Raw genomic sequence first — 12,556 nt, forward strand, 5'->3', positions numbered from 1 at the left:
TCAGCGTTGTTCCCTTCGTTGCTCTGTGTCGGTGCGGCTGTCCGCACCGGCACTGCGGTGATCACGGCTGAGGCGTGCGAGGAACCTCTCCGCGCTGGCCTCGGTGGTCTCCGCTCCGGCCGACTGGTGCGGCACCATGTCGGGTTCGTCCCGACGAACCGCCATCGGGGCGGTGCCGGTGTGGTCGCGGGCGGTGGTCGCCGTGGCGTCCGCCGTGGTGGTGCCCTTCTCGGGGAGGGGCAAGGGCATCGGAGCCTGCAAGCCCAGCTGGGCGAGGCCGTCCCGGTCCACCTCCACGAGGATCGGCTCGTCCGGTCCGGTGATGAGCGGCATCTCCCACTGCGGGGGCACTGCCTCACGGCCCCTGAGGAAGCGCTTCTTCTCCCGGTAGGCCGGGGTGACCGTCCACTGCGGGGTCAACCGGAGCAGATACCGCCGGCCGCCGCCCCGGGCATCGGCATCGGCATCGGCGTGCCGCTCCGTGCTGAAGGAAGCGTCCGTCCTGCGCTCCCGTTCCAGCCAGTTGGCGGCCACGTCACCGACCATGCCGAACGGGCGGTAGGCCGCCTCGTGGTGTCCGGCGTGGACGTCGGGCCCTCGCACGTCCGTGTACCAGTACGGGCCCCCTTCGTTCACGACCTCCGACGCCGTCGCCGCGTGCGAGCTCTCCGCCGAGGTGCTGGTCAGGGAGCCGCCCTCGATGGCCCGGACGACCTCTCGTGCGACGAAGTCGACCGCGATCGTCACGTGGGACAGGGCGTCCCCGGCGACCTCGACGCGGTAGCCCTCCGGTGACATCGCCTGCCGCAGCTTTGAACGCAGCAGCACCGAGCCGGTCTGCGCCTGCAGTTGGAAGCCCGCCCAGGGACGCAGCACCGGGCGCTCCGACTCGGCCCCGGGAAGCGCCAGTTCGTCCAGGAGTGCGTGCAACCGCGGCGCGTCGAACGGGCGCACCAGTGCCTTCGCCGGCAATCCGAGAGGCACTTCCGCGCCTTGCTGCCAGGCCACCAACGAGTCGTCGACCCGTACGGCGCCCGGTGTGTCGGCGTCTGCCCGGGCCGGCAGCACCTCGTCCGCCGGGACCGTCGACCGCGCCGCACCCGGCAGCGTGAATTCCTCACTCCACTTCCCGCCGAAGCGGCGCCCACCCAGCTTCGGCAGCCGCTCCGGCAGATGCCGGCTGTAATGACCCGGACTCGCGAACGGGTACACGTCCATGGTCACCACCAGGTCGTGGAGGAACTGCACGCTCTCCTGGGACCCGGCGCTGGTGACGGACTCCTCGAACTCCCGTGAGAACTCCCACTCCTTGGTCCGGGCGTGCACACCGGAGAGGGGACCGAACATGAGGAGCGACGTCGGCATCCCCGCCACCGCCGGATACCAGAAGGTGGTGGGAATCGCTTCGTACTCCCAACCGGTGCGCCTCATCTCGCCGGTGCGCCGGGTGGACTCCAGGCCGGAGCGGGCCGTGTGGCCGGTGAGTACCCGGTGGTAGTCGCCCTGCCCCAGCCTGGCCCGGAGCACCACCAGCTGCTCCACCTTGCCGAACGGCGTGTCGCCCTCCAGGAAGATCGGCCGCCCGCCGTTGAGCATCTCCTCGATCACCGCGCCGAAGCCGGACGGGCTGAGCGCCGGACCCAGCACATCGTGGATCAACCGGTCGTTGATCCGATCGAACTTCGCGACGCGCGCGGGCCCCTGCGGCTCCACCGGCCTGCCCAGCGTCTGATACGCGAGCCCCAGCCAACTCCGGCTCATCCGGCCGTTCTCGACCGACCACTGCTCCAGCCTGCGCGCGATCTGCTGCACCAGCTCGCCCGCCGACTCCAGCCGGTACAGCTCCACCCGACCGGTGCCCCGGCCCACGTTCACCGGCGCCCGCACCGCGGGCGGCAACGAGAGCGGCAACGGGGACGGCACTTCCACGGTCGAAAGGTGCTCCTCCGGCGCGGCCTGCGCGGCGGCTTCCGTCCGGCCGGCCAGGTAGCGCCCGGCGTCGGCCTCCTCCAGCTTCGCGACATCGGACTCGGTCAGCGCACCGATCCGGTGCATCTCGCTCGCCGGTACCCACACCTTGACCGCCTCGGGCACCCGCACCCACTTCGACCGTTCCTCAGTGGTCCCCCGGTGGAGCAGGGTGAAGACGTCCTGCCACGCCCGGCCGACGGCGGTGTGCACCTCGTACGTGGCGTCGAAGCCCACCAGGTACCCACGTTCGACCCAGTCCCCGGCCGCGACGTCCTTGGCCGCGTCGCCCGCCGAGACGCCCTTCACCTGGGAGTACATCGCCGCGGTGTCGAGGTCGGGACCGAAGTAGCCGAGCACATGACGGATTTCGGCCATGACGCCGCCGCCGAGCTTGGCTCTGACGCCCCACCCCTGCTGCACGTCCTTCTCCCAGGCGGTCTCGCCGAACCGCGTGCCGCCGAAGTGATGCTCGTCGTCGCGCGCGAGCACCCGGGCGCCCCCGAGCCGGGCCGACAGGTCGAGCCGTGCGAACCGCTCCCGGGTGCCGGCCAGACCCGCCCGGTTGTGGCTCTTCAGACGCACGGTGTCCTTGAAGCCCGCCGCCTGCTCGAACCCGGCCATGCGGGCCTCGGGGCTGGTGAAGGTCTCCAGGACGTCCAAGGACGCGTTGCGCTCGTTCGGCTCGTCCGGTATCCGCTCGAACCAGTTCCGGCCCTGGTGCCGGTCGAACGCCACCGGAGCGGTGCCCAGCAGCGGCCGCCGGTACAGCTCCCGCCAGCTTGTCCCGCCGGGTGCGGCCAGCATCTCCGCCACGGTTCCCCGCAGCCCGGGGACGGGCTTCAACGACTCCAGCGTGTAACCGGCCGGCAGCTGTCCCTCCCGCTCGGTCGCCTCGGGGGCGGCACCGTCCTGCCACACCGGGCGGGAGTCCGCGTCGGCCGAGTCCGACGGTTCCGCCAGCACCGCCGCCTCGCGCTCGGGTACCACCACCTCGACCCGGCCGGGAACGATCGCCGTCGTGTAACCCGCGGCCCCTTCGGCGTCGCGCCACTGCGCCACCTCGCCGGGGACCGACCAGCGACCGCCCACCAGCACCTGGAAGTCGACCGGATAGTCGAAGCGGTGGATGCGCTCACCGCCACCCAGCGGCTGCTCGAAGCCGACCTTCTGCCCGGCCCTCTCCGTGTCGGCGCTGTTCTTCTTGTAGGTGATCTGGAAGGTGCCGAACTCGATCTCCTGGTCGCCGGTGTACCCGGCGGCGGCGATGCCCGTGGACGTGTCCTTGCGTTTGGTGACCGCGCTGTGCTGCGTGTGGCTGGCTCCGATCGAGCCGCCGAGCGCCACCCCGACGCCCTCACCGAGGTACCGCGCGTCAACGACCCGCATCGTGCCGCGGACGAACACATCCGGCGCGCCGTTGATCCAGGCGCTCAACGGGAAGCGCACACCGTCCCCGCCGACCGCGGCCTCGCGCGCCCGATCGCGCAGGAAGGCACGGAAGTCGGCCGCCGCCTTCGGCAGATGCCGGGCCTCCAGCAGGCCCTCCGCCTCCAGTCGGTGCAGCACCCGGCCGACGATGTCCTCCACCGTCTCGTCCCCGATCCGGTACGCGGCCTCCAGCCGGTCGGGGACCTCGAACCGGCTCACGCCGGCCGGCTCGGTCGCGGGCACCAGGGGCGCGGGCGATTCGTCGGGCTTGCGCGTCCACAGGGTCGCGGTGCCGCCGGGCACCCGCTGTGCCACGCTCTTCGGGCCCGAGCCCACCTGCACCACGTAGGTGAACTCGGCTCGCTGCTTGGCGACCGGACCGGCGTACGTCTCCTCCGCGACGTGCTCGCGCCGCCCGGTGGTGCCGGTGCCGGTCCTGGTGAGGCGGTAGTCCATGTGGACCACGCCGAGGTTGGCGGTCAGCGCCGTGGTGCCGCCGACGCCCACGATGACGCCGCCGCCGGCGCGGCGTACGTAGCCCTGTTCAGAGGTGCTCTGCGCACCGACGGTACGCGTGTGGGCGATGCTCGCCTCCGTCTCCGGGAGGTCCCGCACGACCAGGTCGGCGAGCGCCACCGCGATCCGGGTCCTCCCCCACCGGCCCGCGAACGGGAAGGACTTGCGCAGGACCTGCCCGCCGAGGAGTTCCGGCGCATGGTCGGCCAGTTGGTCCAGCCACGCGCGGAACTCCCGCGCCGCGGGGTCGTTCAGCTTGAAGTCGCTGCCCAGCGCACTCTGCACCGCCTTGTCGACGTCGCCGAGACCGGCGAGGACGGCGTGTTCGATCGCCCGGGGCCGCAGTGCCGGTGCCCCGGCGACCGTGCCCGCGCCCGCGCTCGTATGCGCGTTCGTTCCCGCCGCGAGGTCGTGCCGGGGCCAGGCCAGCGTGACGTCCACGGGGACGTAGTCGACCCTGGTCACCGGCTTGCTCCAGGGCCGGCGTCCGGGCACCCGGACGGAGAGCCGGTAGAGGGCCGTGTGCGCGGCGGTGGTGCTCGGCGTGTCCGCCTCCACGACCTTCGTCTCCCCGCCGCGCTCCACGGCGGAGGACAGCGCCGAACTCCGGTGGTTGACGAGTCCGACAACCCTTCCGAAGAAGAGGAAGAAGGGAATCGGCAGACGGATCAGACGCGGCTCCACCAGCGACCGGGCACGGCCGCTCGACGTGCTGCGGCCCGTCGGCTCCTGGCTGCGGCCGAACCCGAACTCCGTGCTGCCGGAGCTCAGTCCGTGCGGGCTTCCCAGGCCCACCGCCTCCAGGATGATCTGCGGGCCGCCGTTGACCCCGGGGCTGAGATCGGCCACCTGGCCGCCGTCGAGCGCCCGGTGGAAGTTCGCTTTGATGCTCTCGTCCGAGAAGGCGTTCTCGACGAGTTCGCGGATGGACCGGTCGGACGCCGCGGTGCCGAGCAACCGGTCGATCGCGGCCCGTATCTCCGCCCCGTCGATGTGGTTCAGGAGCTTCGGCCGGTCGGCTCGCGCCCTGCGGGCGAGTTCGCCGGGCTCCGTCGGCAGCGACCACGGGTCCGCGTGGTCGCTATCGGCGGTCTGCGCGGAGACCGCGCGCGCCTGCTCGTCGAACGGCAGCGCCAGGGTGACGGCGTCGGGTACGGCATCCGACGGGCGGCCCTGTTCGGTGACCTCTTCGGCGGCCTCTTCGGCGGCCTCTTCGATGGCCTCTCCGATGGCTTCTAGGGTGGCGGCCGGGGTGGCCGGGGCCTGAGGCGCCGAGTGCCGCGAGGTTTCCCCGCTGCCGGGACCGTCCTGTCCGTCCGGCAGATCGGCTTCGGAAGTCCTCCCGGAGGGCTCGGCAAGGATCTCCCGCAGGGCGGGCGCGTCGGCGAGGGCGGTGGGCAGCATGAAGTACAGACCGTCGGGAGCCTGGACGAGCAGCTTCCCGTGCGGGCCGGAGAGAACGATCTCGGTATCGGCCTTGTAGTAGCGGAACGGCCGGACGGACGCGACGTTGCGTTCCAGGATCTCCTCGGACTCCGCGGCGCGCTCCGCCGACCTCTCTGTCTCATGGCGGAGGGCCAGCGAGTCCCGCAGCGAGCGTTCATCGGTCTCCTGGCCGACGACGGGGCCGAGCGCGGCGAAGGCTCCGCCGGTTCGGCCGCGGAGGTGCTCCTGCGACTCGCGCCCCTGGACGAAGTGACGCGAAAGGATGTCGACGTCGGACGTCGGCAGTGGGGTGACGCGGGTGATCCGCAGACCCACGGTCACCTGCTCGCCGCCGACCGGCACTTGGTACCCGTGCCGCAGCAGCCGCTCCATGCTGAGCCGCATGTGCACCTCATGGGTGAGGTGGTCGTACAGCATGCCGAGCAGCGTGGTGCCGTCCGGGCGCCAGGACTCGGGCCTCTCGGGCCGGGGGCGCACTGTGGAAGGGGCGGCGGGCAGCGCGGCCCAGCGGTTGATCGTGGCCGCGGCGGGCAGCGCCCAGGGGTGCGCGTGCTCGGACATCAGGTCCACCAGCGCGTCGTTCAGCGGCTCTTCCCGGGACGCCCACACCGGGGCCGGGTCCTGCCGGCGGCCGGGGACGCGCTGGGGTTCCGGGCCCGGCTGGACGAGGTGCGCGGGGACGATGACCCGCACCCAGCCGTCGACGTGCCCGTCCTCGGGCCGCTGCGGGAACCTGGCCAGGAACGGCGTACGCCGCTGGGAGCGGGTCGCCTCCCGACGCCGGCGCCCCATCAGGCTGGAGGCGGCGAGCGCCACCCCGTGGAAGGCGCGGACGGGTGCGGAGAGGACCTCGGGCAGCTGCTCGGTGATGACCATCTCGACCTTGAACCGCTGCCGCAACTGGAACTCGACCGACGGGTTGCGGGTCTGGCCCCAGTAGACCTCCACGCTCTCCCCGTGCCGATCGTGGGCGGAGTCCGACTTCCCGGACCAGCCGATCGCGGCCTGTACTCCGGCGACCGCCGAAGCACCGATCCTGCCGTGCAGTTCGCCTTCGGCCTCGACTTCGTTCGAACGGGACGTGCTGGTCGTCTTCTCCGTGATCGCCTTGCCTCGCAGCATCATGGTCATCTCAGGCCGGTCGTGCTGCGACATCGGCTCCAGGGTCTCGGCGGTGACCTTGGTCCACAGGTACCGGGTGGCACCGAACGCGGACGGAACGGGCAGCCACCGCGTGACGCCGGTCGTGTTCAGCAGGGTGAACTGCTCAAGCAGGGCGACGGGCGAGTAGGAGGCCTCCAGGGAACTCGACAGCAGGCTCGGCATGTGACTGGAACCGTCGGGGCCGGGCCGCAGCAAGCCCTGGTCCGTGAGCCACTGCCGCATCGTCTCGAGCACGCCGTCCGACCGCAGCACCTCGGGGTGCGAACCTCCGGGCAGCAGCGCCAGGTCGAAGCGACCGGTCGGCTGCTGCGGCTCGACGCGGGTCACGCCGTCCGGCACCGGCAGACCCAGGTCGAAGATCCGCCGCTCGGGGACGACGAACTCCAGGCCGTGCCTGACCTCCAGCACCCGCTCGACGGCGCTCATGCCGGACGCGGTGCGGGTCAGCCCGTCGGTCACGCGGGGCGCCCGCCACCGGTTCAGCGTGATCCGGAACACCGCGTGGGCGCGGTAGGTGTGCTTCGGCCCGCCGTACGTGCCCCGGGTGATGCCGACCGGTCCGACGGCGGTGCCATGGCCGGTCTCCCATCCCCATTCGAGTCCGGCGCCTACGGTGACGCCGAGGTCCACGGTCAGGGGGGCCTGCTCCCCGCCGACGGGCTCACTCGGCGCCCGGTCCACGCCGGCCGCGATCTCGGCACCCTCGTCCTCGCCGGGGCCTATGTGGAGGAAGGGACCGATGCGGCCGGCCATGCCGAGGGCACGGCTGCGCTCGCCGCTGCGCTCGTACTTGGCGTCGCCACTGGTGTTCTGCCACAGCTGGAAGGCGGCCCCGCTGTGCGCCCGCACGTGGTGCGGCTCGGTGGCGGCGACCTGAAGACGCAGGGCCTGGTGCCACCCGTCCGGCCCGTCGGGCAGGTCCACGAGCCACCCTTGAGCGCCGGTCAGCGACGGGAAGTGTGCCACCAGCGTGCTGGGCGAGAACAACGTCGCGATCTCCGCGGGCCAGTTCGCCGAGTCGGTCAGCCACTCGTCCGGATGGCCGTTGGCCTCCTGGTACATCGTCGCCGCCGCGCGCACCACTTCGGGCACGGACAGGAAGGACCGGTACACCGCGGCGGTGCCGTGGCTGGCGAAGTCCACCAGCCGGTCCGGGGGCGGCAGTTCCTGAAGGGTGTGGACCTGGCCGGCTTCGGCCAGCAGCTGCTCCGGGAGCCTCTCCGCGGGCACATGCAGATGCGGCACGGCCACCCGGGCCACCACCTCGTCCGGCCGGTCGATCCACCACGTCTGCGGTGGGTGGCCGTCCGTGCGCACGGACAGCTCGTAGACGACGTCGTACACGTGCTCGTCGGCCAAGCCACCCATGTCGGCACGCTGCGTGGACTGCGCCCCACCGGAGAACTGGTGCGCGGTGCCGCCGCCGATGCTGCCGGCCAGACCCGCCCGCCCGAGTCGGAGACCGATGAGCTTCGCCGGCGCCACGCGGGCCTGTGCGCCCAGGAAGGTCCGCACGTTCCAGGTGTTCTCCCGCTCGCCGGTGACGGTGGCGCCCTGCCCGGAACGGACGTTGAGCGACATCGGCCGCCCCTCGTCACCGGTGGCGCCTGCGACCCGGTCGAGCAGCCGGGCGGTCACCGACACGTGGTACGTCCGGCCGCCCAGCCGCACGGAGTCCTCGACGCCGGACATCAACTGCGTCAGATCGCTCTCCAGGGCCGGCCGCCCGAACGAGGTGAGCAACTCCCGGTCCGCCATGGCCCAGTTGACGCGGGGGGCGCCCGGCTTGACGAAGGGCGGCCGGCTGGTCGGCGTCAGCCGACGGCCGGCCAGCTGCTCATGCGTCGCCCCGATGACCGTCCGGATCTGGTCGTGGACCAGTTCGGCACCGGGCAGCCCGATGACGACCGCGAAGCCCAGGCCTCGCCGCGATGCCAGGGCCAGCGGCTCACGCTCGTGCGGTTCCGGCAGGGGCGCGTCCAGCCGCTCGGGGCGCTGGAACGCGGTGTCGGGCAGGCCGACGCCCAGCTCGCCGGCCGCGGCGAGCAGCGACCGTACGTACGGCCGTGCCTCGACCGGGCCGTTCGGTTCCTGCCCGGGCTGCCGGAGCAGCGGGGCGTCCTGACCGAGCACGCCGCGCTCGAAGTCGGCGGCCTCATGGCTGGGCACGCCGAGCTCGGCCGGCACGAGGACGGTGAGCGGCTCGATCCGGTGCGTGGTGGAGCGCACCTCGAGGGAGACGTCCAGCCAGGCGCGGTAGCGCGCCTGGTCGTCGGTGGTCTGGACGACGGTGTGGATGCCGGTCGTCACGGCCAGGCCCTGACCGGTGTCGCGCTGGACCTGGCCGGTGAGCGAGAAGAACTCCGCGGGCCCCGCGGCGATCCGCGCGCCCATGGTCAGGCCGCTCTTCGAGCCCTGCCTCCGGTGAACGACGAGCGTGCTGGCGGAGTCCTCACGCACCGGGACCTTGACGGTGTCGCCCAGGTACGTCAGCCCCTCGATCGTCGCGCTGATCGCCACATGGCCCTTGAAGGACCGGCCGAGTCCCACGGGGAGGGAGACCCGGTCCGTCACGAGCTCGTTGTCCAGGAGGTACCGGCTCCGGTTGATGGCGGACCGCTCGTTCAGCTGGGTGAGGGTTCGGTCCATCAGCGCCCGTACGACATCGGTGGGCAGCCCGGCGCTGTGCAGTCGGCGCTCGAACTCGGCGGCCGCCGCTGTCAGATCGATGGCGTTGATGACCGTACGCGCCCGATGACGCCGGGCCTCCCGCTGTTCCCCGTCTCGCTCGGCGGCGGCCCGGGAGAGGTGGTGCAGAGCGTCCGGGACGGTCAGCGCCCTGGGGAGGCGCACGGTGAGGCGGGCGTCGGTGACCAGGTCGTGGGGGCGTTCCTCGCCGTCGACGAAGACGCGCACCTGCAGGCCCGCGCGGAACGGGGTGCTCTGTTGCATCCAGATCTTCCGGTCGAAGACCACCCTGCGGTTCGTCCGAGCCCCGCCCGTGCGGTGTGCGGCGACGCTCAGCACGGGCGTCGGCGTCACCGACGACATGGCTTTCGCGCCCGTGGACACCGCCGTCAGCAGGGAGTTCACGCCGGCCCAGCCCCGCTCCCACGCGGACTGGTGCGTCGTGGCCAAGGACCCCCAGTTGAGGGTGTACTGGTCGATCGCGGAGGCCTCGTTCGGCGACGGCTCGACGTTCCGCAGTACCGGCCGCAGCCACAGCACACGGCCGCCCGCGGTGAGCAGCAGCCCGCGCTGGAGGGCCCCCTCCCAGAAGTCCAGTCGCCGCTCACGTTCTGCCGCGGCTGTGCCGGCGGTGTCCCCGCCGGCCGCGAGCGTCGCGGGCACGGCCCCGTCGCGCAGCAGGGTGCGCAGGCCCTCGCGGATGCCCGTTTCCAGCTCCGGGCTGTCGCCGTCGCGCCGTACGGCGTACGCGATGTTGTTGGCCCACTGCCGGACCAGCGCCTCGTCCCAGGGCTCTACGGCGGTGATGTTCAGCTCGCCGTGGGCGTGGACGCCGTCCCGGCCCATGTACCAGGGGGCTTCGGCGTGTGGCCGGACCGTCTGCTCGGCGAGCCCGGCGGGGCCGGCCGTGGTGCCGGGCGCCCGCACGGCGTCGGTGGGCGTCTCCGCCCGCTCCGCCTCGTCCACCCGCGACAGCGAGTCGCCCGGCACCTCCGCCTCGGCCTCCGCCTCGGCCGACGCGCCGTCGACGCCGTCCTGTTCCAGGGACGGCGGGACCTCGGCACGGGGCGATTGCGGCCCGGCGGGAGCCACGGACACATCCGTCAGCCGCCCGCCCTCCCGCACGGCGTCCGTGGACGCCTCGGAGTCATCGGTGCCGGACGCCGGGGACCACGGGCCCCCCGGTGCCTGGACGGTCTCGGTCAGCGTGCCATCGGCGGTGAAGAAGAACGTGACTCCGGCGCGCCGGTCCTCGACGAGGAACTGACGGCGGGGGTCCCTGTCCTCCCCGGGCTCGTCGACCGGTCGGCCGACGGTGAGGTGCTCTTCGGCCCGTGCCGTGCGCGCCCAGGCGAACTCCAGCTCCCCGTCCGGCATGTGGGTGGCCTCGACCGGCTGTCCCACCAGCTCCGTGGGGACCTCGTGCAGGTAGACCTGGTGCGAGACGAGTTCGCCCCGGCGCCCGAAGCCGGTTTCCAGGCCCGTGGCCTCGTGCACCACCCGGCGCAGCCCACCCGGCTGCGCGGGCAGCACCGTGAACCCGTCCATGGAACGTCCGGCCGCGTCCGCGACCGGGCCGGCCTCCTCCAGCACCCGCCGCGCGTCCGCCCACAACGTCTCGTGGGCACCGGCCCGCAGCTCGGCGAGGCCCTCCGAGTCCTCCGACGGGTCCAACCCCATACCGAGCAGGTGGTCCGTGGCATCGCGTGAGATCAACGGCATCAGCCACGAGGCCGACTCGTCGCGTGTGCCGGTCCGCCGCGCCTTGGGCAGGGTCTCCTCGAAGATCCGGGCCAGCTCCGGGTCGAACTCCAGGCCGACCGTGCCCACATGGTTCTGCGGCTTCACCCGGGGGGCACGCTTCGCGAACAGCCCCTCGTTCAGGCGACGCAGCCATGCCCGCCAGGGCGCCCGACGGCTCTGACGCGGGGGCATCAGGGCCCCGTCCGGCCCGAAACGAAGCTCGGCGCCGGTCACCCGGTCGGTCAGGACGTACGCGTCCGGCGTCGTCTGCAGAGCGTGGGTCGCCTCGACCCACGGATCGCCGGCGGCCAGCTCCGCGACCCAGCCCCTGGGCGCGCTCTCGGAGACCGGGACGCGGCGCTTGCGGATCACCGCGTCCGCGAGGTGATCGGGCAGCCCTTCGCCCGACAGCGACACCTCGACGTCCCGGGGCACGCCGTTGCCGTCGAAGCGCCACCCGAGGTCGTCGCCGTCAGCGTCGACCCACACCTCGGTGAGCGTGCCCGACGCGTCGCGCACGTCTCCCAGCCGGTACCGGCCCTCGCCCACCACGGACAGCTCGGGACCGTCCTCACCGGCGGCGAACCGCAGGAAGTCCTCCGTTCCCGACAGCCGCACGTCCAGCGCCTGCGGCGACCGGTCCGCACCGAACTGCCAGCGTACGTTCCCCGCGTCGCCGGACGCGGTGTATCCGCCGTCGGCCCGCGATGTCACCGTCCAACCGGGCACCCGCTTCAGCTTCGCGTCCACGACCTCCGGGACGGCCGGCAGACCCAGAAGCTCGTACCGGGCGGCCGCCTCCGCGGACGGCACGACCAACCGGAACTCCGGGACCGCGGGCAGGCCCTCGGGGACGTTCGGCAGCACGGGCCGCCACCGCGCCCGCCGGCTGCCGCCGCCGGACCCCGTCGGCCCAGACTCCTCACGCGCCTCCGAGGAGGCGTCGCCGGACACTTCGGCCGTGTGATCGCCGCCGTACTCCTCCGCCATGGCGGAACCGGACACATCGGCCCTGACATCGCCGGCCGCCTCCGCCATGGAGGAGCCGGACGTCTCCGCCTCGGCCGCCTGTTCCTGTCGCACCTCGCCCGACGGGCTCACGCCCGCGCCCACCGGCGCCTTTCCGTGATCCGTGTCCGTGCTGCCGGACGACTCGCCGAGCTCCGTCAGCGTCCGGCCGACCAGTGCTCCCCGGGAGTCGAATCGCCACTGAGTCCTGGCACCCTCGTACGGGCCCGCCAGCGGGACGGTGACGGTCAGGCCGTCCGGGAACCGGGCCAGCCGTCCGCCGTCCACGGGTACGCCCTCCCGGTCCAGGAGTTCCAGCGGGCCCTCGATGCCCGCCGGCTCCCGAAGCCGCACCACGTGATCGACGCCCGTCAACTCCAGTTCGCGGTACTCGAACCGGCCACGGGTGTCCAGGTACAGATCGCCCTCGGGCCCACGGACGACGAACCCACCGCCCTCACGCGGCAGCAGCGTCCGGTCCGGCACCACCTCGCCCTCGGCGTCCACCAGCTCCAGCCGCGAGGACGCCGGGGACGTCTCCGTCGCCGCGATGTCCGTCCGCCGCAGCCGGTGGCCGGCGAGCTGCGGGCCG

General features: G+C 72.8%; 1 protein-coding gene (running past one end of the window). It reads right to left on the bottom strand.

Going from position 1 to position 12,556, the window contains the following annotated elements; genetic code table 11:
- Positions 1 to 12,556: the 3' end of a WXG100-like domain-containing protein gene (locus AQJ67_RS40460; RefSeq protein ID WP_062724503.1), read on the bottom strand. The gene runs 46,475 nt beyond the window's last position; only the last 12,556 of its 59,031 coding nucleotides appear in the window; the start codon falls outside the window, past its right edge; the stop codon is at positions 1 to 3.

Origin of the sequence: Streptomyces caeruleatus (genome assembly GCF_001514235.1) — a bacterium.
In the GTDB taxonomy this organism is placed as follows: Bacteria; Actinomycetota; Actinomycetes; order Streptomycetales; family Streptomycetaceae; genus Streptomyces; species Streptomyces caeruleatus.